Source organism: Cupriavidus sp. 21MJTG02-4, assembly GCF_057798975.1.
This window is the reverse complement of record NZ_JBYOJP010000001.1, coordinates 604,336-629,440: the sequence shown is the minus strand read 5'-3', so window position 1 is coordinate 629,440 and position 25,105 is coordinate 604,336. Positions and strand designations below refer to the sequence as shown.

General features: G+C 67.4%; 18 protein-coding genes. 15 read left to right on the top strand and 3 right to left on the bottom strand.

Going from position 1 to position 25,105, the window contains the following annotated elements:
- Nucleotides 1-6 precede the first annotated feature (6 nt).
- The gene (locus AC3FKH_RS03005) at nt 7-2,079 is read right to left on the bottom strand and encodes a carbon starvation CstA family protein (RefSeq protein WP_488672776.1); all 2,073 of its coding nucleotides are present in this window, start codon (nt 2,077-2,079) and stop codon (nt 7-9) included.
- A 397-nt stretch (nt 2,080-2,476) separates the two neighbouring features.
- Between AC3FKH_RS03005 and AC3FKH_RS03000 the strand changes: the two genes are divergently transcribed.
- Nucleotides 2,477-3,883 (top strand): cache domain-containing protein, encoded by a 1,407-nt coding sequence (locus tag AC3FKH_RS03000; protein ID WP_488672775.1) that lies wholly within the window; start codon nt 2,477-2,479, stop codon nt 3,881-3,883.
- Complete coding sequence (locus AC3FKH_RS02995) at nt 3,880-4,578, top strand: response regulator (protein WP_488672774.1); 699 nt, start codon at nt 3,880-3,882, stop codon at nt 4,576-4,578. The genes AC3FKH_RS03000 and AC3FKH_RS02995 overlap by 4 nt, the downstream gene beginning before the upstream one ends.
- A gap of 67 nt (nt 4,579-4,645) precedes the next feature.
- Here AC3FKH_RS02995 and AC3FKH_RS02990 read toward each other — a convergent pair whose 3' ends face one another.
- Nucleotides 4,646-6,502 (bottom strand): phosphoenolpyruvate carboxykinase (GTP), encoded by a 1,857-nt coding sequence (locus AC3FKH_RS02990; protein ID WP_488672772.1) that lies wholly within the window; start codon nt 6,500-6,502, stop codon nt 4,646-4,648.
- Between the two features lie 487 nt (nt 6,503-6,989).
- Between AC3FKH_RS02990 and AC3FKH_RS02985 the strand changes: the two genes are divergently transcribed.
- The 13 genes from AC3FKH_RS02985 (at nt 6,990) to AC3FKH_RS02925 (ending at nt 23,573) form a co-directional block, all read left to right on the top strand.
- Complete coding sequence (locus tag AC3FKH_RS02985) at nt 6,990-8,015, top strand: D-2-hydroxyacid dehydrogenase family protein (RefSeq protein ID WP_483709923.1); 1,026 nt, start codon at nt 6,990-6,992, stop codon at nt 8,013-8,015.
- A gap of 305 nt (nt 8,016-8,320) precedes the next feature.
- Nucleotides 8,321-9,493, top strand: coding sequence for an MFS transporter (locus AC3FKH_RS02980; protein ID WP_488672770.1), 1,173 nt, complete (start codon nt 8,321-8,323; stop codon nt 9,491-9,493).
- A gap of 128 nt (nt 9,494-9,621) precedes the next feature.
- Nucleotides 9,622-10,257: an MOSC domain-containing protein gene (locus AC3FKH_RS02975; RefSeq protein WP_488672768.1), complete on the top strand. Its 636-nt coding sequence runs from the start codon at nt 9,622-9,624 to the stop codon at nt 10,255-10,257.
- A gap of 272 nt (nt 10,258-10,529) precedes the next feature.
- Entirely contained in the window at nt 10,530-11,768 is a 1,239-nt protein-coding gene (locus AC3FKH_RS02970; protein WP_488672767.1) for an efflux RND transporter periplasmic adaptor subunit, read from the top strand.
- Between the two features lie 3 nt (nt 11,769-11,771).
- Nucleotides 11,772-14,969 (top strand): efflux RND transporter permease subunit, encoded by a 3,198-nt coding sequence (locus AC3FKH_RS02965; protein ID WP_488672765.1) that lies wholly within the window; start codon nt 11,772-11,774, stop codon nt 14,967-14,969.
- A gap of 78 nt (nt 14,970-15,047) precedes the next feature.
- Nucleotides 15,048-15,911 (top strand): ChaN family lipoprotein, encoded by an 864-nt coding sequence (locus AC3FKH_RS02960; RefSeq protein ID WP_488672763.1) that lies wholly within the window; start codon nt 15,048-15,050, stop codon nt 15,909-15,911.
- A 275-nt stretch (nt 15,912-16,186) separates the two neighbouring features.
- Nucleotides 16,187-17,155 (top strand): tripartite tricarboxylate transporter substrate binding protein, encoded by a 969-nt coding sequence (locus AC3FKH_RS02955; protein ID WP_488672761.1) that lies wholly within the window; start codon nt 16,187-16,189, stop codon nt 17,153-17,155.
- 280 nt (nt 17,156-17,435) lie between these two features.
- Entirely contained in the window at nt 17,436-17,909 is a 474-nt protein-coding gene (locus tag AC3FKH_RS02950) for a tripartite tricarboxylate transporter TctB family protein (RefSeq protein WP_483709932.1), read from the top strand.
- A gap of 27 nt (nt 17,910-17,936) precedes the next feature.
- On the top strand, nt 17,937-19,451 hold the full coding sequence (locus AC3FKH_RS02945; protein WP_483709933.1) for a tripartite tricarboxylate transporter permease: 1,515 nt from the start codon (nt 17,937-17,939) through the stop codon (nt 19,449-19,451).
- 111 nt (nt 19,452-19,562) lie between these two features.
- Nucleotides 19,563-20,621, top strand: coding sequence for an AbrB family transcriptional regulator (locus AC3FKH_RS02940; protein ID WP_488672759.1), 1,059 nt, complete (start codon nt 19,563-19,565; stop codon nt 20,619-20,621).
- Nucleotides 20,622-20,686: 65 nt separating this feature from the next.
- Nucleotides 20,687-21,112 (top strand): PaaI family thioesterase, encoded by a 426-nt coding sequence (locus AC3FKH_RS02935; RefSeq protein ID WP_488672757.1) that lies wholly within the window; start codon nt 20,687-20,689, stop codon nt 21,110-21,112.
- 31 nt (nt 21,113-21,143) lie between these two features.
- Nucleotides 21,144-22,040: a patatin-like phospholipase family protein gene (locus AC3FKH_RS02930; protein WP_488672755.1), complete on the top strand. Its 897-nt coding sequence runs from the start codon at nt 21,144-21,146 to the stop codon at nt 22,038-22,040.
- Nucleotides 22,041-22,103: 63 nt separating this feature from the next.
- Nucleotides 22,104-23,573 carry a dihydrolipoyl dehydrogenase family protein gene (locus AC3FKH_RS02925; protein WP_488672753.1) on the top strand — a complete coding sequence of 490 codons (1,470 nt, stop codon included), beginning with the start codon at nt 22,104-22,106 and terminating at the stop codon, nt 23,571-23,573.
- Nucleotides 23,574-23,601: 28 nt separating this feature from the next.
- On the opposite strand, the gene AC3FKH_RS02920 is transcribed toward AC3FKH_RS02925, so the two are convergent.
- A complete protein-coding gene (locus AC3FKH_RS02920; protein WP_488672751.1) occupies nt 23,602-25,104 on the bottom strand; it encodes a sensor histidine kinase in 1,503 nt (500 codons plus the stop codon).
- Nucleotide 25,105: the final 1 nt, after the last annotated feature.

Sequence of the window (25,105 nt, the reverse complement as noted above, 5' to 3'; positions counted from 1 at the left end):
AGGCGATCAGGATTGTGCCGAGGCGGCCGCCGGCAGCGGCTCGAACGGCGTTTCCTTGTCGGTCGGGCGGTTCGCGGCACGCGCCTGCATGGCGGTCTTGAAACCATAGACCACGATCGACAGCACCACGAACATGAACAGCGCGCACAGGCCGGCGTCCAGGTAGTCATTGAAGACGATGCGGTGCATCTGCTCCATGGTCTTGGCCGGGGCCAGCACCTTGCCTTCGGCGATGGCGGCGCTGAACTTGCCGGCGTGGGTCAGGAAGCTGACTTTCGGATCGGCATCGAACAGTTTCTGCCAGCCGGCGGTCAGCGTGCAGATCAGCAGCCAGATGGTCGGCAGCAGCGTCACCCAGGCGTACTGGCCGCGCTTCATCTTGACCAGCACGCAGGTGCCGAGCACCAGCGCCACGGCGGCCAGCATCTGGTTGGAGATGCCGAACAGCGGCCACAGCGTGTTGATGCCGCCCAGCGGATCGACCACGCCCTGGTACAGGAAGTAGCCCCAGGCCGCCACGGTCAGCGCGGTGGCGATCAGGTTGGCCGGCAGCGAGTCGGTGCGGCGCATGCTCGGCACGAAGCTGCCCAGCAGGTCCTGCAGCATGAAGCGGCCGGCGCGGGTGCCCGCGTCGACGGCGGTCAGGATGAACAGGGCCTCGAACAGGATCGCGAAGTGGTACCAGAACGCCATCATGGCCTGGCCGCCCACCACCTGGTGCAGGATATGGGCGATGCCCACGGCCAGCGTCGGCGCGCCGCCGGCGCGCGAGATGATGGTGTTCTCGCCAACGTCCTTGGCGGTCTGGATCAGCACGTCAGGCGTGACGACGAAGCCCCAGGTCGACACGGCGTGGGCCACGGCGTCCGGCGTGGTGCCGATCACGGCGGCGGGGCTGTTCATGGCGAAGTACACGCCGGGCTCGATCACCGAGGCCGCCACCAGCGCCATGATGGCGACGAAGGATTCGGCCAGCATCGCGCCGTAGCCAATGAAACGCGCGTGCGATTCATTCTCCAGCAGCTTGGGCGTGGTGCCCGACGAGATCAGCGCGTGGAAGCCCGACACCGCGCCGCAGGCGATGGTGATGAAGAGGAACGGGAACAGGTTGCCCGACCACACCGGCCCGCCGCCCTGGGCGAACTGCGTGAAGGCCGGCATCTTGAGTTCCGGCGCGACGATCAGGATGCCGATGGCCAGCGCGATGATGGTGCCGATCTTCAGGAAGGTCGACAGGTAGTCGCGCGGGGCCAGCAGCAGCCACACGGGCAGCACGGCGGCGATAAAGCCGTAGATGATCAGCATCCAGGTCAGCGCCTTGCCGTCATACGTGAACAGCGGCGCCAGCACGGCGCTCTCATGCACGTACTGGCCGCCGATGATGGCCAGCATCAGCAGCACGAAGCCGATCACCGACACTTCGCCGATGCGGCCCGGGCGGATGTAGCGCGTGTAGATGCCCATGAACAGCGCGATGGGGATGGTCACCGCCACGGTGAACGTGCCCCACGGCGAGCCAGCCAGTGCCTTCACCACGATCAGCGCCAGCACCGCCAGGATGATGATCATGATCATGAAGCAGCCGAACAGCGCGATCATGCCCGGCACCGTGCCCATTTCGGACTTGACCAGGTCGCCCAGCGAGCGGCCGTCGCGGCGCGTGGAAATGAACAGGATCATGAAGTCCTGCACCGCGCCGGCGAACACCACGCCAGCCAGGATCCACAGCATGCCCGGCATATAGCCCATCTGCGCGGCCAGCACGGGGCCGACCAGCGGGCCGGCGCCGGCAATGGCGGCGAAGTGGTGGCCGAACAGTACCGCCTTGTTGGTCGGCACGTAGTCCAGGCCGTCGTTGTGGCGCCAGGCCGGGGTCATGCGTTTCGGGTCCAGCTGCATCACCTTGTCGGCGATGAAGCGGCTGTAGTAGCGGTAGGCGATCAGGTAGATGCAGAGCGCGGCAACCACGATCCACAGCGCACTGACCGCCTCGCCGCGCGACAGCGCGACCGTGGCGAAGGCAAACGCGCCAAGGATGGCGACGGCCAGCCACACCAGGTGTTCTCCGATGCGATTCATAGTGAAGGTCTCCTCAGACCGGGGATTTCGATAGCCTGCGGCGGCGAAGGACTGGTAACTGGCAGGGTCGGCGGCGGGCGCGCGCCTGAGGGCGGGCAGCGGGGCAATCCGGCGGTGAGGGTGTCTCTTCGGATCTTGCTGCTGCTCGCCCGGTTCTTGTCGTTTCCGGATCTCGTCTTGCAGGCAGGCAATGCACCATCCGGGTGGGCGGCGCACCAGCTGCGTCGACGCACGCGCCTTGTTGGGGCGGCTCAAGCGTCCGGCGTGTAGTATTGACACCCGCCCAACCCCGCACAAGCGCGTAACTACGCAGCACTTCTGCGTAGTACTACGCAGATCGACGGTGGCATGCCGCCCGCGCGGCATCGGTGTTTACCCCCGGTCGTCCGGTTCATGTATGAAACTTCGCCAGAAGATCCTGTTGCTAGCCGTCGCGCCCCTGGCGGTGGCCATGCTTGGCATTGCGCTTGCCGTGCGTTTCCAGGCGACGCAGCTGGCCAGGCATGAGCGCGCGCTGGTCGAGTCGGCCTATCTCCAGAGCAAGGAAACCGAACTGCGCCACTACGTAGAACTGGCGCAAAGCGCGATCGCGCCGATGGTGCGTTCGGGCCGCACCGACGCCGCCACGCGCCAGGCCGCCATGGACGCCCTGGCGCGGCTCGACTACGGGCCCGACGGCTACTTCTTCCTGTATGACCTGCAGGGCCGCAACCTGATGCACCCGCGCCAGCCCGAACTGGTCGGGCAGGACTTGTGGATGCTGCGCGACCCGCAGGGCGCCTTGACCATCCAGAAGCTGATCGCCGCGGCCAAGGCTGGCGGCGGCTCGGTGCGCTATCAGTGGAGGAAGCCATCGTCCCAGCAGCTCGCGCCCAAGCTCGGCTATGTGGTGGCCGTGCCCGAATGGGGCTGGATGCTGGGCACCGGCATCTACCTGGACGATGTGGAAAACACGCTGCGCCAGCTCGATGCGCGCGCCGCGACCGATATCCGCGAGACCATGGCCTGGATCGGCGTGATTGCGGCGGTCAGCATCCTGCTGGTGGCGGCGAGCGGCCTGGCCCTCAATATCAGCGAGCACCGCGAGGCCGATGCCAAGCTGCGCCAGCTGGCGCAGCGCGTGGTGCAGTCGCAGGAAGAAGAGCGCGCGCGCTTGTCGCGCGAACTCCACGACGGCATCAGCCAGTTGCTGGTGTCGGTCAAGCTGGTGCTGGAAGCCGCCGCCAACCGGCTGCGCCTGGCGCCGGCGGAAGGCGCGGCGGTGGCGCCGGTACTCGGCATGGCGCTGAACCGGCTCGATACGGTATTCAACGAGGTACGTCGCGTGGCCCGCAACCTGCGCCCCGCGCTGCTCGATGACCTCGGCCTGGTTGCGGCGCTGGAGCACCTGGCGCGCGAGATGCAGGGCGGCAGCCACCTGCAGATCAGCGTGACCCAGGCCGGCACGCCGCGCGAGCTGCCTGACGAACAGGCCACCGCGTTGTACCGGATCGCCCAGGAAGCCCTGACCAATGTCGAGCGCCATGCCGGCGCCCGCAAAGTCACGGTGGCCCTGGCTTTCGATCCCGACGCGACGCGCCTGACCGTGCGCGACGATGGCCGCGGGTTTGACGTGGCCCGCATGCAGCTCGATCCCCGGCGCGGCATCGGACTGCGCAATTTGCGCGAGCGGATTGCGGCGCTGGGCGGGCAGTTCGGCATTGTTTCGGGCATGGGCGGCACGGAACTGGCAGCCGCGCTGCCGCTCGTGAAAGTACAGGCGCGGCCCGTCGTCCCCATTCCGGAAGAACCTTCGCAGTCATGACCCAGATCCCCGACCCGGCCGAAGGCCAATCCGGCCATTCCGCCGATACGCCTGCGCGCGTGCTGCTGATCGACGACCATGCGCTGGTGCGCGACGGCATGCGCATGCACCTGGCGCTGCAGCCCGGCTTGCGCGTAGTGGGCGAGGCCGACGGCGGGGAAGCCGCGCTGGCGTGGCTAGATCGTGCCGGCGCGGCCGAGCGCCCGGACCTGGTCATCACCGACATCGGCATGCGTGGCATGGGCGGCATTGCGCTGACGTGCGTGCTGCATGAGCAATACCCCGAAATTGCGGTGCTGGTGGTCAGCATGCATGACAACCTGGAATACGCGCGCCAGGCTGTGCGTGCCGGCGCGCACGGCTATGTGTTGAAGGATGCGCCTGCGGATGAACTGATGGCCGCCATCGAGGCGGTACTGGCGGGGCGCGTGTTCTACAGCGCGCGCATTGCGCGCGGCATGGCGGAACAGATGCCCGCGGCCGGGCCGCTGGACGCGCTGACGAAGCGCGAGCGCGACATCCTCGGCTACATCGGGCGCGGCATGGCGAACAAGGAAATTGCGGCGCAGCTTGGCGTTTCAGTGCGCACGGTGGAGACCCACCGGCTGAACCTCAAGCGCAAGCTGGGTATCGAGGGCCGGGCGGGGTTGGTGAAGTATGCGGTGGAGCAGTCGGGGGAAAGCGAAGGGGGATAGACAATGGAACCGGCTGTTTTCTCCCCTCTCCCGCAAGCGGGAGAGGGGAGTCGGCCAGCGGCAAGAATCAGCCTTCCAGCCTCTTGCCCAGCGCCGCCCGCGTTTCCGCCAGCGCCTTCGGCAGGTTGTGCTTCAGCTGCGTAAACAGCGCGTCGTGCAGCACCAGTTCCTGTTTCCAGGCATCGGTGTCGATCGACGTCACCTGCGCGAACTGTGCCGGCGAGAACTCCACGCCATTCCAGTTCAAATCTTCATAGCGCGGACTGGTGCCGAACACGTGCTCGGCGCCCTGGCCCTTGCCTTCGACGCGGTCGATCATCCACGACAGCACGCGCATGTTCTCGCCGAAGCCCGGCCACACGAAGCTGCCGTCGGCGTCCTTTCGGAACCAGTTCACGCAGTAGATCTTCGGCAGCTTCGCGCCCGCCGCTTCCAGCTTCTTGCCCAGTTCGAGCCAGTGGCCGAAGTAGTCGCTCATGTTGTAGCCGCAGAACGGCAGCATGGCGAACGGGTCGCGGCGCACCACGCCTTGCTGGCCGGCGGCCGCCGCGGTGGTTTCGGAGCCCATGGTCGCGGCCATGTAGACGCCTTCGGTCCAGTTGCGCGCTTCGGTCACCAGCGGCACGGTGGTCGAGCGGCGGCCGCCGAAGATAAACGCATCAATGGGTACGCCGGCCGGGTTGTCCCAGTTCTCGTCGATCGACGGGCATTGCACCGCCGGGGCGGTGAAGCGCGCATTCGGATGCGCGGCCTTGGCGCCGGTGGCCTTGGCGATTTCCGGGGTCCAGTCCTTGCCCTGCCAGTCGACCAGGTGCGCAGGCGCTTCCTTGGTCATGCCCTCCCACCACACGTCGCCGTCGTCGGTCAGCGCCACGTTGGTGAAGATGACGTTTTCCTTCAGCGTCGCCATGGCGTTGAAGTTGGTCTTCTCGCTGGTGCCCGGGGCCACGCCGAAGTAGCCGGCTTCCGGGTTGATGGCGTACAGGCGGCCATCCTTGCCGGGCTTGATCCAGGCGATATCGTCGCCGATGGTGGTGACCTTCCAGCCCTCGAAGCCCTTGGGCGGGATCAGCATGGCGAAGTTGGTCTTGCCGCAGGCCGAGGGGAAGGCGGCGGCCACGTGGTATTTCTTGCCCTCGGGCGAGGTCACGCCCAGGATCAGCATGTGCTCGGCCAGCCAGCCTTCGTCGCGGCCCATGGTCGAGGCAATCCGCAGCGCGAAGCACTTCTTGCCCAGCAGCGCGTTGCCGCCATAGCCCGAGCCGAACGACCAGATCTCGCGCGTCTGCGGGAAATGGACGATGTACTTGGTCGGGTTGCACGGCCACGGCACGTCCTTCTCGCCAGCGGCGAGCGGCTTGCCGACAGTGTGCACGCACGGCACGAAGTCGCCGTCAGTGCCCAGCACGTCATACACGGCCTTGCCCATGCGCGTCATGATGCGCATATTGACGGCCACGTACGGGGAGTCGGACAGTTCCACGCCAATGTGGGCGATGGGCGAGCCCAGCGGTCCCATCGAGAACGGGACCACGTACAGCGTGCGGCCACGCATGCAGCCGTCGAACAGGCCGTTGAGCGTCTGGCGCATCTCGGCCGGGGCGATCCAGTTGTTGGTGGGGCCGGCATCTTCCTTCTTGTCCGCACAGATGAAGGTGCGGTCTTCGACGCGCGCCACATCGGACGGATCGGACAGGGCCAGGTAGGAATTCTTGCGTTTGGCCGGGTTCAGGCGCTTGAGCGTGCCGGCCGCGACCATCTGCTCGCAGAGGCGGTCGTACTCTTCCTGCGAACCGTCGCACCAGTGAATGCGCTCCGGCTTGGTCAGCGCAGCGATCTCGGCTACCCAGGCCACCAGCTTCTGGTTCTTGACCCAGGCCGGCACGTTCAACGCCGCCGTGCCTTGCATCGAGGGGTGGTTCATCCTGCAACTCCAAAGTGTGTAAAGGGAAGGAAGGGGAAATCTTTTCAAAGCCCGACCTGAAACCAGCCAGGCCGATGCATGTCGCGGCGCACTTTTGTGGCTCAATTCAGCGACTCGCACCGGTCGTCACATCCCGTTACAACTCCTCTGCGGCCCGGGTAACGCAAAGGGTCGCAGCAGTCCCCGCGCCTGCGCTAAAGTTGCGCTTCGCCCGCGCGGGGCTAGCTGCATGGGGCCAGCGGGCTTTGTCCGGCGGCACCGGATGTCGGGAGCCAAGCTCGACCGAACATTCCCCGGCGGCACCGGAACGGGCAAGGATACCACTGCCGCACACCGCTGTTTTTTGCTCCGCAGCATTGCCGGACCCCGATTCACGCATGGAATGTGCCGGCCCCGGATACCCGACAATAGCGCTGGTCGCGCGCGCGCTCCGTTGCCGCGCGCACCAATCCCGGGTCACAAGGCCAGCCCACAAAAAGAGTTGCCGATGAAGATTGCTGTACTCGACGATTACCAGGACGCCGTGCGCAAGCTGCCTTGCTTCAGCCTGCTGGAAGGCCACGACGTCAAGGTGTTCAACAACACTGTCAAGGGCGTGGGCCAGCTGGCCGCGCGCCTGTCGGACGTGGAAGCGGTCGTGCTGATCCGCGAGCGCACGCGCATCACGCGCCAGTTGCTGGAGAAGCTACCCAAGCTGAAGATAATCAGCCAGACCGGCCGCGTCGGCGCCGCGCCGAACACGCATATCGACGTCGATGCCTGCACGGATCGCGGCGTGGCGGTGCTCGAAGGCGCGGGCTCGCCGGTGGCGCCGGCCGAGCTGACCTGGGCGCTGATCATGGCGGCGCAGCGCCGCATTCCGCAATACGTGGCCAGCCTCAAGCACGGGGCCTGGCAGCAGTCGGGCCTGAAGTCGACCACCATGCCGCCCAACTTCGGGCTGGGCCAGGTGCTGCGCGGCCAGACCCTGGGCATCTGGGGCTACGGCAAGATCGGCCGGCTGCTGGCCGGCTATGGCCGCGCCTTCGGCATGAACGTGCTGGTGTGGGGACGCGAGGCGTCGCAGGAAGCCGCCCGCGCCGATGGCCTGGCGGTGGCGGAGTCAAAGGACCAGTTCTTTGCCGATAGCGATGTGCTGTCGCTGCACCTGCGCCTGAACGACGACACGCGCGGCGTGGTCAAGCTGGCCGACCTGACCCGCATGAAGCCGACGGCGCTGTTCGTCAACACCAGCCGCGCCGAGCTGCTGGAAGAAAACGCGCTGGTCGCGGCGCTGAACCGCGGGCGTCCGGGCATGGCGGCGGTGGATGTGTTCGAGTCCGAGCCGATCCTGCAGGGCCACGCGCTGCTGCGGATGGAGAACTGCATCTGCACGCCGCACCTGGGGTATGTGGAGCGGGATAGCTATGAGATGTACTTCCGCATTGCCTTCCAGAACATCCTGGATGTGCTGGCGGGGCAGCATGAGAGCATTGTTAATCCGAAGGCGTTGACGCCGGTGCTGTCGCGCTGACCGCAACGGCTCGGGTTTCTCCCCTCTCCCGCTTGCGGGAGAGGGGCTGGGGGGAGAGGACCGGCGCTGGCAATAGCGAGGCGCTTCACTTCGTGGACGCTCCCGTCTTCTTCCCCTCTCCCACTGCGCGGGAGAGGGGAGCGTTGTTCCAACGGTGTCGGCAAACGTCCGGCGCCCTAAGCCTTCGCCCCCGCGGACGCGAATTTCGCGAAACCGCTACACTCGGGACTTCCCTGGCCGCCGGCCGCAATGGCCCGCGGCGCGTCCCGAACAACAACGACAAGGCGCCACGCGCCACCCCCGGCATGGACCCCAGGCTTGTGACGCTCTGCGTCGGCAATTTCATCATTGGCACCGGCGCGATGATCGTGACCGGCATGTTGAACGACATTGCCGCCGATTTTGGCCTGGGCGTGGCCAGTGCCGGCCAGCTGATCTCGGTGTTCGCCCTGGCCACCTGCGTGGGCGCGCCGGTGTTCGCCACGCTCGGTTCACGCATCGACCGCCGCCTGTTGCTGTCCGGCTCCTTGCTGATCTACGCCGTGCTGCACCTTGCGGCCGCCCTGGCGCCGAGCTTCGCCACGCTGATGGCGATCCGTTTCCTGACCGCGATCGGCGCGGCGATCTACACGCCGCAGACTGCCGCTACCCTGCCGCTGCTGGTCAACGCGCAGACCCGCGGCCGAGCCATCAGCTTCGTGTTCCTGGGCTGGAGCATCGCCAGCGTGGTCGGCGTACCGCTGGGCACGTGGATCGCGCACACGCTCGGCTGGCGCGTCAGCATGGCGGTGGTGGGCGTGCTGGCGCTGCTGGTGTCGGCGGCGGTCTGGCGCGCCCTGCCGCGCGGGCTCTACGTGCCGGCCGTCGGCCGCGAGGCCTGGAGCGCGGTGCTGCGCCACCGGCCGATCATGCTGGTGGTGGCCGCCACCATGATCCAGTCGGCCGGCATGTTCACGATGTTCACTTATATTGCCCCGCTGATGCGCGACGTTCACGGCATCTCGGGCGCCGCACTGAGCCTGATGTTCCTGGCCTACGGCGCCTGCGGGGTCTTCGGCAATGCCATGGCGGCCTCCCGCATGGACCGGATCACACCCAGCCGCATCGTCCAGTTCGCGCTGCTGACGTCGATCACGGCGATGGTGCTGTGGCCGCTGGCCGGGCTGGGCACGGTGCCGCTGGTGCTGCTGTTCATGCTGTGGGGCGTGGGCGGGTTTGCCACCAACAGCGCACAGCAGGCCCGGCTGGTGATGATTGCGCCGGACCGCGCATCGGTCTCGATCTCGCTCAACTCGTCGTCGATCTACCTCGGCCAGGCCATCGGCGCCATGGCGGGCGCGGCCTTGTATACAGTGGCCGGCACCGGTTCGCTGCATTGGGGCGCCGCGATACTGATGCTGGCGGCGCTGGTGATCTCGCAGCGGGCCCGCGCGCTCGGCTGCCAGTGGCCGCCGCGGCAGGTCCCGCAACAGGCCTGAGCGGCCCTGCCCGTCCCCGGGTCAGGTTTCGCTCCACAGCTTTTCCACAGTGTTGCCCAACGCACTGTCCACCACCTGTTCCCTGCGTTATCCACGGAGTTATCCACAACTCGCGCGGCGGGGGCATCGTGAGCGAACCGAATGGAATCCTGAGCGGTGCACGCGTGCTGGCGATCAATATCGGCAAGGCCATTCCGCTGGTGGTGTCCCGTGCCGGCACCGAGGCGGTGGTGATGTCCGGCATCCGCAAGCACCCGGTCAGCACGCTGGTCCACCCGTTGCGCGTGCAGGTGCGCCCGCAGGGCGTGGCCGGCGACGAGCAAGCGGACCTGGCTGTGCACGGCGGCCTGGACAAGGCTGTGTATGCCTATCCGTCCGAGCACTACGCGTGGTGGAACAAGCGCCGCCGCGCCGCGGGCCAGCCCGAGGCATACCGCGGACTTGCGTTCGGCGCCATGGGCGAGAACCTGACCATCGAAGGCCTGGTCGAGGCCGACCTGTGGATGGGCGACGTGCTGTACATCGGCAGCGCAGTGCTGCGCGTGGCGTCGCCCCGGCAGCCTGCATGCAAGTTCAACGCCGTGCTGGGCTACCGCCACGCCGTCCGCGACATGGTCGAGAGCGGCTACTCCGGCGTCTACCTGGGCGTCCTGCGGTCCGGCGAGGTGCGCGCCGGCGATGCCATCTATGTGCAGCATGGGCCGCGAAAGCTGTCGATCGACAGCATTAACCGCTCGCGTCGCGATGGCTGGCGGCTTTTCTGATAATGTTTGTGTCTCGATACAAGCAATCCGCCCCGCATCCGCCACGCCACCCTCGTAGCCAGCCAAGCCAGGCCCGGATCACGCCGTTACCGCTGTAACGCGCTGTAATAGTCCGTGCTGGCTCTGCGGGGCGAACCGCTGTACTAGTAGAGGTTTGCGCGACACGTATCCGCCCGGCCCCCCCGGGCTGCCCGTACTGGGCGGCCACGGCAGGGAACAGAGGCGGGACGTCACCGGGGAGGGCGCGCTGCAGCCAAGAGGGTCCACACAAGATGAAGACAGACAGGATCGACCAGCCCAAGGGGTTTGTCGACGGCAACTGGAGTGCGTCCGCCGGAACCGGCCGTAGCCGGGTATCGCCGTGGATAGTCGTGATCACCCTGGCGGTGCTCGCCGCAGCGGGATGGTTTGCATGGCATACCTGGCTGGCACCCAAGCCCGTCGCCAAGGGGCCCGCGCCGGTGGCGGTGGCCACGGCACTGGTGAAGCAGGGCGACGTGCCGTTGCAGTTCACCGCCAACGGCAATGTGACGGCGTTATCCACAGTCGAAGTCCGCCCGCAGGTCTCCAGCACCGTGCGCGCCGTCCATATCAAGGAAGGCCAGACCGTCAAGCCGGGCGACCTGCTGTTCTCGCTCGACACGCGCATGGACGAGGCCAACCTTGCCAAGGCCCAGGCGCAGTTGTTGCGTGACCAGGCCGACCTGTCCGACGCGCGCCGCAACCTGTCGCGCAGCAAGGAATTGCTGGAGCGCAACTTCATCTCCAAGAGCGCGGTGGACACGGCCCAGGCCAAGGTGGACGGCTTCGAGGCCACCATCCGCGCCGACCAGGCCGCGATCGACGCCAGCCGCGTCGCGGTCAGCTACGGCGCGATTCGCGCCAGCATCGGCGGGCGCACCGGCGTGATCAATGTCTTCCCGGGCTCGATGGTGCTGCCCAACAGCACCGGGCCGATGGTCACCATCGCGCAGGTCCAGCCGATCGCCGTGACTTTCAGCCTGCCCGAGCGGCAGCTCGCCTCGCTGCGCGACGCGCTGCGTGCGGGACCCGTGAAGGTCACCGCCCAGCCCAACGACGGCAGCAAGACGCCGGTGACGGGCAAGATCACCTTCATCGACAACACGGTCGATCCCCAGTACGGCACCATCCGCGTCAAGGCACAGTTCGACAATGACGAGCAGCGCCTGTGGCCCGGCACGTACGCCAATGTCAGCGCCGTGGTGCAGACGCTCAAGGACGCGCTGTCGGTGCCGCCGCAGGCCGTGGTGACGGGGCCCGAAGGCCGCTTCGTCTACACCGTGCAGCCGGACAGCAAGGTCGCCCGCGTGCCCGTGAAGCTGGTGACCACCACCGCCACGTCGGCCGTGATCGAAGGCGTACCGCCGGGGACACGCGTGGTCGTGGAAGGCACGCAGAACCTGCGTCCGGGCGCCGTGGTGCGCGAAGTCGCGCCGACGCCCGCCGCTGCCGCCATGGCGGCGAGCGCGCCCGCTGCTCAGGGACACTAAGCCATGACGCTGTCCGAGCTTTGTATCCGCCGTCCGGTGATGACGGTGCTGCTGTGCATCGCGGTGATCGTCACAGGCATCGTGCTGTACCCGACGATCCCCATCGCCGCGTTGCCCAGCTTCAACTCGCCCGTGATCCAGGTCACCGCGACGCTGCCGGGCGCAAGCCCTGAAACCATGGCCGCCTCGGTGGCCACGCAGCTCGAAAAGCAGTTCGCGACGATTCCGGGCGTGTCGGTGATCAGTTCGTCGAACACGCTCGGCAATTCGAGCATCACGATCGAATTCAACAGCGACCGCGACATCGATGCCGCCGCCGTGGACGTGCAGGCGGCGCTGTTCCGCGCGCAGCGTTCGCTGCCGATCGAGATGACGGTGCCGCCGTCGTACCGCAAGGTCAACCCGGCCGATGCGCCGGTGCTGCTGCTGGCGATCAACTCGCCGGCGATGAGCCTGGCCGAACTCAACGCCTTTGGCGACAACCTGATTTCGCCGACGCTTGCCACGCTGCCCGGCGTGGCGCAGGTGCAGGTGTTCGGCCAGAAGCGCTTTGCCGTGCGCGTGCGCGCCCATCCGGATGCGCTGGCCGCGCGCGGCCTGACGCTCGACGAGCTGGCCACGGCGCTGAACCGCGCCAACGCCAATACGCCGGTCGGCACGCTCGACAGCGCGCGCCAGACGCTGACGATCCAGGCCAACCGGCAGCTCGCCAACGCCGATGCGTTCCGCAACATCATCGTCGCCAGCCAGCCCAACGGCGCCCTGGTGCGCCTGTCCGACGTGGCCGAGGTGGAGGACAGCGTCGAGACCCTGAAGACCGGAAGCTGGCTCAACAACGAACGCTCGATCGTGCTGGCCGTGCTGCGCCAGCCCGACGCCAACACCGTGGCCGTGGTCGACGCCATCAAGGGTGCCCTGCCCCGCCTGGTCAGCCAGATGCCGGGCTCGGTCAACGTGGCGGTGGTCAACGACCGCTCCAACTCGATCCGGGAGTCGATCCACGACGTGCAGTTCACGCTGGCGCTGACGGTGGCGCTGGTGGTGATGGTGATCTTTCTGTTCCTGCGCCGCGCCGCCGCCACGCTGATCCCGACCGTATCGCTGCCGATCTCGCTGATCGGCACGGTGGCGCTGATGAAGGCCTTCGGCTACAGCCTGGACAACGTGTCGCTGCTGGCCATCACGCTGGCCGTGGGCCTGGTGGTGGACGACGCCATCGTGATGCTCGAGAACATCGTGCGCCATATCGAGGAAGGCGTGCCGCCGCTCAAGGCCGCGCTGGTGGGCTCGCGTGAGATGGGCTTCACCATCCTGTCGATCTCGATCTCGCTGGTGGCGGTGTTCATCCCGATCTTCTTCATGCCGGGTGTGATCGGCCTGCTGTTCCACGAGTTCGCGGCGGTGGTGTCGCTGTCGATCCTGGTGTCGGCGCTGGTGTCGCTGACGCTGATCCCGATGCTGTGCGCGCGCTTCCTGTCGGCCGAAAACGTGCCGGTCGATGAATCGCAGCACGCCTACGGCGACCACGCCGGCCATGCGCCGGCGGTGGTGCAGAAGCAGACGCTGGGCATGCGTTCGACGCAGTGGTTCGAGAACCTGTTCGAGTGGACGCTGCACAAGTACGCGCACGGCCTGGACTGGTGCCTGGCGCACCGGCGCGTGGTGCTGGCGGCCGCGGGCCTGACCTTCGTGCTGACCGCCGTGCTGTTCGTCAAGATTCCGAAGGGCTTCTTCCCCGAGGAAGACATCGGCCAGATCCAGGTTAACGCCGAAGGCCCGCAGGATATCTCGTTCGATGCCATGGCCGAGCGGCTGCGCGATGCCGCCGAACGCATGCGCGCCAACCCGGCGGTGAAGAGCATCGTGGTGTCGATCGGCGGCGGTCCTTCGCCCGCGATCAACACCGGCCGCATGTTCGTCGAACTGAAGCCGCTCGGCCAGCGGCCCAAGATGCCGAAGGTGGTGGAGTCGCTGCGCAAGGACGTGTCCGGCATTCCGGGCCTGGCGGTGTATTTTTCGCCGGTGCAGAACCTGCGCCTGGGCGGGCGCCAGAGCAAGAGCCGCTACCAGTACACGCTGCAGAGCGTGAAGGCCGGCCAGCTCCAGGAGTTCAGCGACAAGCTCATGGCGAAGATGCGCGCCGACACGGTGTTCCGCGACGTCACCAGCGACTCGCAGCAGTCGGGCCTGGAGGCGCAGCTGTCGATCGACCGCGACAAGGCCAACGCGCTCGGCGTGCAGATGCAGGACGTGCGCACCGCGTTGTACTCGGCGTTCGGCGAGCGCCAGGTATCGACGATCTATACGCCGATCGACAACTACTACGTGATCCTGCAGGCCGCCGACGTCGATCGCCAGGATGAGAGCGCATTCACCAAGCTCTACGTGCGCAGCAAGACCGGCCAGATGGTGCCGATCTCCGCGTTCGCCACGACCGAGCGCCGGGTCGGGCCGATTGCCGTGAACCACCAGGGGCAGCTGCCTTCGGTGACGGTGTCGTTCAACCTGGCCCCGGGCGCGGCGCTGGGCGAGGCCTCGGCGAAGATCGACCGCTACCGGCAGGAGATCGCCATGCCGACCTCCATCTTCACGAGCTGGGGTGGCGATGCGGCGGTGTTCCAGTCGTCGCAGGCGACGCAGATCGTGCTGCTGGTGGCGGCCATCGCGGTCATCTACACGCTGCTGGGCGTGCTGTACGAGAGCTACATCCACCCGCTGACGATCCTGGCCGGGCTGCCGTCTGCCGCCATCGGCGCGCTGCTGACGCTGTTCATCTTCAACGTGGAGCTGTCGCTGATCGCGACCATCGGCGTGCTGATGCTGATCGGCATCGTCAAGAAGAACGCCATCATGATGATCGACTTCGCGCTGGCCGCGCAGCGCGAACAAGGCATGGCGCCTGCGCGGGCCATCCGCCAGGCGTGCCTGCTGCGTTTCCGGCCGATCATGATGACCACGTTCGCCGCCGTGATGGGCGCGCTGCCGCTGGCGCTGGGCCTGGGCGCGGGCGCCGAGCTGCGCCAGCCGCTGGGTCTGGCCGTGGTAGGCGGCCTGCTGTTCTCGCAGGTCATCACGCTGTTCATTACGCCGGTGATCTATCTGGCGCTGGACCGGTTCTCGGGCACGGGTCCGCTGCAGATCGATGCCGAAGGCAATCGCCTGCCCGAGGCGGTGCAGGGCGAGGTGGCGCACCAGCGCTGAGCCGCGGTGCCGTGCCCGCCGGCACGGCACCGGCAGGCGGTCTCGCTTCCCTATGTGCGAGCTTCAGGAGATCACTGCATGACCTTGCCCCGTATTGCCGTGGTTGCCTTGCTCGTGGCCGGCTGCGCTGCTATGCCGCCGTCGCCGGGTCCCGACGCGGTCAGCGCGGCGTTTGCCGGCAAGTCCTACGTGCTGCTCGGCGAAGTCCACGACAACCCCGCCGGCCAGCAACAGCGGCTGGCCGCCCTCACGCGCGCGGTTGAGCAAGGCTGGCGCCCGGCTGTCGCCATGGAGCAGTTCGACCGCGAACGCCAGGCCGATATCGATCGCGCGCGCCGTGAGCGTCCGGGCGACGCCGACTACCTGATCAAGCAGGCGGGAGGCGGTGGATGGCAGTGGCCGCTGTACCGGCCGGTGGTGGCGCTGGCGCTGCAGTACGACCTGCCGCTGCTGGCCGCGAACCTGTCGCGTGCCGATGCGGCGAAGATCGTGCGTGGCGGCCTGGATGGCCTGTTCGTGCCGCAGCAGCGCGCGCAACTGGGCTTGGCCGGTACGCTGCCGCCCGACCTGGTCGCAGCGCAGACCGCGGTGCTCGACGAAGGCCATTGCGGCAACTTTCCCAAGGCGATGCTGCCCGGCATGCTGAACGCGCAAGCCGCGCGCGATGCCGTGATGGCCGCCACGCTGCGGCCTTACGCCGCGCGCGGCGCGGTGCTGATCGCTGGCAACGGCCATGTGCGCAACGACATCGGCGTGCCGCGCTGGCTAGGCGCGGGCGATGGCAAGGCGCTCAGCATCGGCTACCTCGAACGCGGCCAGGGCAATCCGGCCGGCTTCGACCGCGTGGTCACCGTGGCGCCGGTGGAACGCGACGATCCTTGCCGCGACGCCGTGGTGGGCAAGGCGATGCCCGCTGCGGCATCGGCGCCTGCCGCGCGCTGAAGCGCCCGCCAATCCACGTAAACCCCGATGCCATGGCTGTCAATCTGACAGCCTTTTGACAGTTTCCAACGCCTAGAATCCGGCACATGACTTGTCAACAGGTCATGCAGACATCCAAAAACAAGGCCGGCATGCCACGCGTGCAACGGACAGGAGACAGCGAGCTACGGTTTTTCGTGACGGTAGCCATCCCCTTTCTCCCGATTTCCGGACACGCTGCGCCATGACGGCGAGCCGAAGATACGGCAAGAACATACCAGGAGAAGGAGACCGTTATGCGTCGCTCGATTCACCGTTTCGCCCACGTCGTCATGGCTTCGGCCGCCGTTGCGGCCACCGTCGCCGCCGCACCGGCCTTCGCGATGGACACCGTCAAGTTCATGATCGGCGCCAACCCCGGCGGCGGCTATGACCAGACCGGCCGCGGCCTGGGCGCGGCGATGATCGCCTCGGGCGTTGCCAAGACGGCTACCTATGACAACAAGGGCGGCGCCGGCGGCACCATCGGCCTGACCCAGTTCGTCAATACCGACAAGGCCAACCCGAACGCGCTGATGGTCGTCGGTGCGGTGATGGTCGGCGCCATCGAGACCAACCATCCGCCGGTCACGCTGAAGAACGCCACGCCGATCGCGCGCCTGTACGCCGACACCATGGTCATCACCGTGCCGGCTGCCTCGCCGATCAAGTCGATCAAGGACCTGACCATGCAGCTCAAGGCCAACCCGGGCAGCGTGAGCTGGGGCGGCGGCTCCAAGGGTTCGATCGACCACATCCTGGCCGGCCTGATCGCCAAGGACATCGGCGTCGACCCGAAGAAGATCAACTACGTGCCGTTCCAGGGCGGCGGCGAGGCCTCGGCCTCGATCCTCGGCGGTCATGTGACCGTGGGCATTGCCGGCGTCTCGGAATTCCTGCCGTTCATCAAGAGCGGCAAGATGCGTGCGCTGGCGGTGACCTCCAAGGACCGCACCGCGGATATCCCGACGCTCAAGGAGCAGGGCGTGAACGTCGAGATCTACAACTGGCGCGGCGTGTATGGCGCGCCGGGCACCACGCCCGAGCAGCGCAAGGCCATGATCGATGCCGTGGTGAAGGCCACCGAGAGCAAGGCCTGGAAGGAAACGCTGCAGAAGAATGACTGGACGCCGTTCCTGCTGACCGGCGACGAGTTCGGCAAGTTCGTCGACAGCGAATCGGCCCGCCTGGGCGGCACGCTGCGCGAACTGGGCGTGGCGAAGTAAGCAGCCAGACGCATCCAGGCGCTTTCACGCGTCTTGCATCTTGCAGTACGGGTCCGCAGCCCCGCGGACCCGAGCAGTGCTGATGAGTTACCTGTCGTGCCTGCCGAAGCCACTGCTATAGATGGTGGCCCGGAAAACGGCGCGGGGCCCGGTGTCTACCACCTGCGACACCCAAACCAAAACTACATGTCGCCGGGCCCTGCGGCCGCGCAGGAATCAGAAAGCCAGCGTCGCGGACGCCAGCCACCTCCGGGTTGGCGACGAAGGCCAAGGAGTCTCCATGAAACCCTCCCATCTCGCCATCGGCATTGCCGTGCTGGCGCTCTCGCTGTTCTTCTTCCTGGGCCTGTCGGGCATTTCGGGTGAAGAAGGCTATGCCGGCCTGTCGCCGCGCTTCGCACCCACGCTGGTGGCGATCGGCCTGGCCGTATGCGGTGCGCTGCTGACCTGGCAAGGCGTGCGCGGCGGCTTCCGCAACATGCCGGAAGAAGATGCCGAACTGCCCGACGCCCCGCACAACTTCAAGGGCTTCCTGTGGGTGGCGGCGGGCCTGGTGCTGAACATGGCGCTGATTGGCACGCTCGGCTTCGTGCTGTCGTCCACGCTGCTGATGATCTGCGTGGCGCGCGGCTACGGCAGCCGCCGCATCGTGCGCGACGCCATCATCGGCCTGTGCATCACGCTGCCGATGTGGGCGCTGTTTGAATTCCTGCTCGGCATCAACCTGCCGCTGCTTCCCATCGCCGGCTTCTGAGCCCGCCTGACCACCCAGGAGTCACGAATGGATACCCTGAACCAGCTGATGCACGGCTTCGCCGTGGCCATCACGCCGATCAACCTGCTGTGGGCCCTGGTGGGCTGCTTCCTTGGCACCGCCATCGGCGTGCTGCCCGGCATCGGCCCCGCGCTGACGGTGGCGATGCTGCTGCCGCTGACGGCCAAGGTCGAACCCACTGCTGCGCTGATCATGTTCGCCGGCATCTACTACGGCGCGATGTACGGCGGCTCGACCACCTCGATCCTGATGAACACGCCGGGCGAGTCTTCCACCATGGTCACGGCCATGGAAGGCAACCTGATGGCCAAGAACGGCCGCGCGGGCCCGGCGCTGGCGACGGCTGCGATCGGCTCGTTCGTGGCCGGCACCATCGCCACCGTGCTGTTGTCGATGTTCGCGCCGGTGGCCGCGGACGTCGCGCTGGAGTTCGGTCCGGGCGAGTACTTCATGATCATGCTGCTCGCGTTCACCACGGTCTCGGCCGTGCTGGGCTCGTCGCTGCTGCGCGGCATGACCAGCCTGTTCCTGGGCCTGGGCATCGGCCTGATCGGCATGGATTCGCTGTCGGGCCAGACGCGCTATTCGATGAACATCCAGGAACTGTACGACGGCGTCGATATCGTCGTGGTTGCAGTGGGCCTGTTCGCGGTGGGCGAGGCGCTGTTCAATGCGTTCTTCCCGCAGCCGGAAGGCACGTTCAACAAGCTCAGTTCGGTCCACATGAACAAGTCGGACTGGAAGCGTTCGGTGCCGGCGTGGATCCGCGGCACCATCATCGGCTTCCCGTTCGGCCTGATCCCGGCGGGCGGCGCGGAGATCCCGACGTTCCTGTCCTACGCCACCGAAAAGAAGCTGTCGAACCACAAGGAAGAGTTCGGCAAGGTCGGCGCCATCGAAGGCGTGGCCGGCCCCGAGGCCGCCAACAACGCCGCGGTGACGGCTACGCTGGCCCCGCTGCTGACGCTCGGCATCCCGACCTCGAACACCACCGCGATCCTGCTGGCGGCGTTCCAGAACTACAACCTGCAGCCGGGCCCGATGCTGTTCCAGACCTCGGGCGACCTGGTGTGGGGCCTGCTGGCGTCGCTGTACATCGGCAACGTGATGCTGCTGGTGCTGAACCTGCCGGCGATCGGCCTGTGGGTGCGCATGCTGCGCGTGCCGACGCCGCTGCTGTACGGCGGCATCCTGATCTTCGCGGGGCTCGGCGCCTACGGCATCCGCCAGTCGTGGTTCGACCTGCTGCTGCTGTTCGTGGTCGGCCTGCTCGGCATGGTCATGCGCCGCTTCGACTTCCCAACCGCGCCGGTCATCGTCGGCCTGATCCTCGGACCGATTGCCGAGAAGCAGCTGCGCAATGCGCTGTCGATCGGCCAGGGCGACTGGAGCCTGTTCGTCAAGCAGCCGATCTCGGCCACCATCCTGGCCATGACCGTGGCCGTGGTGGTGATTCCGCGCCTGCTGCGCTGGCATGCCAACCGGCCGTCGGCGCATGAACAGGCGGACAATGCAGCGTGATTAGTCACCCGCTGTCATAAGATGAACGAAGCCCGGCGCACGCGTGCCGGGCTTCATGCATTCTGTATTCACAACAACAAGGCGCCGGTTCCCCCGCCAGGCCGCTGCATCATGAGTCTTTCCTCCCATCGCTGGTTGCCGGTCGCGCTGACGCTGCTGCTCGGCCTGGCCGCCGCCCTGCTCTGTACCGTGCTGCGCACGCCGCTCCCGTGGATGATCGGGCCGCTGCTGTCCGTGGCCGGTGCGCGCATGGCCGGCGCGGACCTGCGTTCGCCGACGCAGGCACGCAATGCCGGCCAGTGGGTGATCGGTGCATCGCTGGGCCTGTATTTCACGCCGGACGTGGTGGCCCGCCTGCTGGAGTTCCTGCCCTACATCATCGCGGCGTCGCTGTTTGCGCTGGTACTGGGGGCGGGCGGTGCGCTGCTGCTGCGCAGGACCACGGGCGTGGCGTTCAAGACTGCGTATTTCTCCACGGCCATCGGCGGCGCCTCGGAAATGGCCAACCTGGCCGAACGCAATGGCGCGCGCATCGACCAGGTTGCGGCCGCGCATTCGCTGCGCGTGCTGCTGGTGGTGGTGGCGGTGCCGGCCATTTTCCAGTACGGCGGCATCCATGGACTCGATCCGTACATCCCGGGGCCGCGCACGGTCAGCGCGCCCGGCCTGCTCGCGCTGATCGCCATTACGCTCGGCGTAGCGCTGCTGGTGCGGCGGCTCAAGATGCCGAATCCGTTCGTGATCGGCACGCTGCTGGCTGCGGCGGTGCTGACCGCTTCAGGCATCGAACTGTCGGCCATCCCGACGTGGATGAGCCGCACCGGCCAGTTGCTGATCGGCGTATCGCTGGGCGCGCGATTCTCGCGCGACTTCCTGCATACCGCGCCGCGCTTCCTGTCGGGCGTGGCGCTGTACACGGTGGTGGCGCTGCTGGTGTCGGCGCTGCTTGGCTGGGTGATCTCGATCCTGTCCGGCGCGCACCCGGCCACAATGATCCTGGGCACCACGCCGGGCGGCATTGCCGAGATGTGCATCACCGCCAAGGTGCTGGAGCTTGGCGTGCCGCTGGTGACCGCCTTCCATGTGATCCGGATGGCCTTCGTGGTGCTGGCCACGGGCCCCCTGTATCATTGGTTCAAACTTCGCGTCGCGCCGGAGGAGACGGAATAGCGGCCACCCCTTGCCGGGCGGCCACCGGGCGACAATCCCAGCGGGATAACAAGACCAGGATCGCCATGTCCGAATCCGCCGAAGGCCGCATGACCCTTGCCGATATCGATGCCACGCTGGAGCGCGTGCTCGCGCCGTGGGTGCGCCAGCTCGGGCTGCGCGCCGAGGCTGTCGATGCCGTCGGCATCACGCTGCGGCTGCCGTTCCAGGAGATGTTCCGCCATGCGGGCGGCGTGGTGTGCGGGCAAGTGCTGATGTCCGCCGCCGACACGGCGATGATCGTCGCGGTAGCCAGCGCGCTCGGCGCGTTCCGGCCGATGACCACCGTTACCCTGAACACCAATTTCATGCGTCCCGTGATCGACGGCGACGTGCTTGTGCGTGCCAACGTGCTGCGCCTCGGCAAGACCATGGTGTTCGGCGAAATCGAACTGACCGGCGCCGACGGCAAGCTGGCCGTGCAGGCCACCACGACCTACGCCCTGCTGTGACGCCGCAGGCCAACGACTTCCGGAACGCTGCATGACCGCAGGCACGGCCCAACCGTTCGACCAGATCGTCTTTGCCGGCGGCGGCAACCGCTGCTGGTGGCAGGCGGGCTGGTGGGACGTGGTCGCGCCGGAACTTCATTTGCGGCCCCGCGTGATCGCTGGCATTTCCGCCGGCGCGGCCACGGCCTGCATGATCTATGCGCACGACTCGCAACAGACCATGGCTTACTACCGCCAGGTGCTGTCGAACAACAAGCGCAATGCCTACTGGGGCAACCTGCTGCGCAACGAGCGCGTGTTTCCGCACTACGGCATCTACCGCACGGCGCTGCTGTCGATCTTTGCCGACGGACGCCTGGCGCACCTGCAGCAGGCGCCGGAGATCCGCATCGGCGTGGCGCATATCCCGCGCTGGAGCGGCCCGCGCCTGGCTGTGGCGGCGGGCCTGCTGGCGTACAACATCGACAAGCACGTGCTCAAGACGCTGCATCCGCGGCTCGGGCGCAAGCTCGGCTTCCGGCCCGAATTTGTGCGCGCGCAGGAGTGCGGCTCGCCGGAACAGCTGGCCGATCTGCTGCTGCAATCCGCCTCGACGCCGCCCTTCACGCCGGTGCTGCGGCGGGAAGGCCGTGCCGTGCTCGATGGCGGCCTGGTGGATAACGTGCCCGTGGACGCGCTCGACGCCACGCCGGGCAATGTGCTGGTGCTGGTGACGCGGCTGTACCCGCGCCCGCGCCGTTTCGTGGTGCAAAGCGGCGGCCAGCGCCGCCTGTACCTGCAGCCTTCGCAACGCGTGCCGATTTCGAGCTGGGACTACACCCGGCCCGATGCCATGACGCACGCCTATGACCTGGGCCGCCGCGACGGGGAAACTTTCCTGCGCGATTGGCCGTCGATCCTGAATACGGAACTGAAGTCCGGCGCCTAGCGCGTTGCTGGTGCCGGTCCGATCATTTGTCGATGCGGCCGCGTGCCGCGACAGGAGGCATGGATGAGCAAGCGCCAGACAACAACCGCCACGTCCGACAACGGACCAAGGCGGGCCCGTCAAGTCAGTGCGGAACCAGCCGTGGAGCGCGTGCCCCGTGCGCGCGGCAAGGGCGGCAAGCCGTCGCGTGCGCGCAAGGCGGACTTCGTCGTGATCGGCGGCGGCTCGGCCGGCGTCGCCTGCGCGCGGCGCGCGGCGTCGCATGGGGCCAGCGTCGTGCTGATCGAGCGCGACGAGATCGGCGGCACCTGCGTCAATCGCGGCTGCGTGCCCAAGAAAATGCTGTCCTACGGCGCCGGCTGGGCCGCGATCCTGTCCGGGTGCCTGTCGCATACGGGCGGGCACGAGGACTGGCGCGACGCCATCGTGCGCGTCAATGCGGAGGTCGCGCGGCTGAACGTGGCCTACGCGCAGCGCCTGCTCGAAGCGGGCGTGGATATCATCCGCGGCGACGCCACCGTCACGGCGCCCGATGAAGTGCGCGTGGGCGATGAAGTCATCCGCGCCAAGCGCATCCTGATCGCTACGGGCGCGCGTCCGAAGACGCTCGACATTCCCGGCGGCGAACTTGCCAGCAACTCCGACGATGTCTTCACGTGGCAGACCGTGCCGGGGTCGATCGCCGTGATCGGCGGCGGCTACATCGGCGTGGAGCAGGCGTCGATCCTGTCGCGCTACGGCGTCAAGGTGGACCTGATCGTTGCCGGCGACCGGGTGCTGCCGCATTTCGATGCGGAGATCGCCGAGGCGCTCGCCGGTGCACTAGAAGCCAAGGGCGTGCGGCTGCACCTGAATGCCAGCGTCAACCTGATCAGCCAGGCCAATGGCGCGCTGGAGATCTGCTATCGCAACGGCGGCAAGGCGGGACAGACCGAATCCGTGCGCGCGCAGGCGGCGCTGGTAGCGGTGGGGCGTGTATCGAACGTCGATGGGCTCGGCCTCGATGCGCTCGGCGTGAAGCTTGGCGACAAGGGCGGCATCAAGGTGGACCGGCAGTTCCGCAGCTCGGTGCGTTCGATCTATGCGATCGGCGATGCAATCGAAGGCCTGCACCTGACGCCGGTCGCGACGGCGCAGGGCCGCTGGCTGGCTGACCGGTTGTTCGGCCGGCGCGGCGAACGTTCCGACTTCGACTTCGTGCCGACGGCCGTGTTTTGCGAACCGGCCATCGGCGCAGTCGGCCTGACCGAGGCCCAGGCCATCGAAGAGGCCGGCAAGCCCGAGCGCATCCGCACCGTGGTCAAGCGCTTTGTCTCGCTGGAGAACCGCTTCGGCGGCAATGCGCTGCAGTCGGTGTTCAAGCTCGTGCTGAACGCGCGCACGGGGCGCGTGCTCGGCGTGCACCTGATGGACAACGCGGCGCCGGAGATCGTGCAGGCGATGGCGGTGGCGCTGCGGCTCGGGGTGCGCGAATCGCACCTGGAGACGACGCTGCAGCTGCATCCCACGGTGGCGGAAGAACTGTTCGGCTGACGCGGGATTGCGCAGCGAACAGGGCCTGTCACACGCCCTGTTCGCTGACCGGCAGCTTCAGCAGTGCCCTGACGCCCTGCCCTTGCGATCCTTCGGTGAGTTCCACGGTGCCGCCAAAACGCGCGGCCATTTCGCGCGAGATGGCCAGTCCGAGTCCCGAGCCCGGTTCCGTGTTGCCCACGCGCCGGTAGAAGCGCGCGAACACCTTCTCGCGCTCGTTGTCGGGAATCCCCGGCCCGTCGTCCTCGACCATCAGGCACGCGGTCTGGTCGATGCGCTGCGCCGACAGCGTGATGCGGCTGCCGCGCGGTGAATACTGGATGGCGTTGTGGACCAGGTTGGCCAGTGCCTCGCGCAGCAGCGCGGCATCGGCGCGCACGGGCAGCTTCAGGCCCGGCGTCGGCTCCCAGCCGAAGTCCTGCTGCTTGCCACGCGCGAGCGGCAGGTAGTCGAGCGCAACCTGTTCGGCCACGGTGACGGCATCGAAGATATCGACGGAATCGATGGAAGCGACGGCCTGCGCGGCGGTTTCGCCATGGTGCTGCCGTACCCGCGCCAGCGCGAGCAGCTGGTTGGTCAGCCGCGCGGCCTGCTCCAGTTGCGTGACGATGCCGCCGACCGCTTCGCCGGCGGCCTTGCGCGATGTTGGATCATCGCCATCCGCGCATAGCTGGCGCTGCGCGAATTCCGCCTGCGTCTTGAGGATGGCCAGCGGCGTGCGCAGCTGGTGCGCCGCATCGGCGATGAATTGCGCCTGGGCCTGCGCCATCGCTTCGGAGCGCGCGACGTGCAGGTTCACGGCATCGACCAGCGGACTGACTTCGATCGGCACGCGGCTGAACGCGAGCGGCGTGAGGTCATCGGGCGAGCGGGCTTCGACATCATCGCGTACCCGTGCCAGCGGGCGCAGCACGTAGGTCACGCCGCCGACCAGGATCGCCGCGCTTAGCACGATCAGCAGCAGGTCGCGCGCGAGCGCGCTGCGCCAGACCTTGCCGATCAGCGCGGTGCGCGGCTCGGAAGTTTCGGCGACCTGGATGATGACGCGCATGCGCGCGTCGGGCCGGTACACGGGGCGCGCCATGGCGGCGATGCGCACGGCCTCGCCCCGGTAGTCGTCATCATCGTAGAAGCGCGGCTGGTTGCTGGCGAGCGCGCCTTTGGGCAGCGGCAGGTCGTCGTAGCCGGTGACGGTTTCAATGGCGCCCGCACGTTCGAGCGAGACGCGGTAGTACACATGGGTCTGCGCCGCCGTCTCGAACATCTCCATGGCGGCGTCGGGCAGCGAGAGCTGAACGCTGTCGCCGGCCATGCCGATGGCGTTGTCGATGGCGCGGATCGAGCCGTACAGCGAGCGGTCGTAGGCGGTGTTGGCGGCATCGCGCAGCGTGCCGTAGGTGAGCCACGTGTCGATCGCCATCATGGCCGCGAGCGCCGGCACCAGCAGCAGGAGCAGTTGGCGGCGCAGGCTGCCGCGCCGCCACAGCAGGATCGGATGCCGCGCGCGCAGGCGCAGCTTGCGTGGCCACATA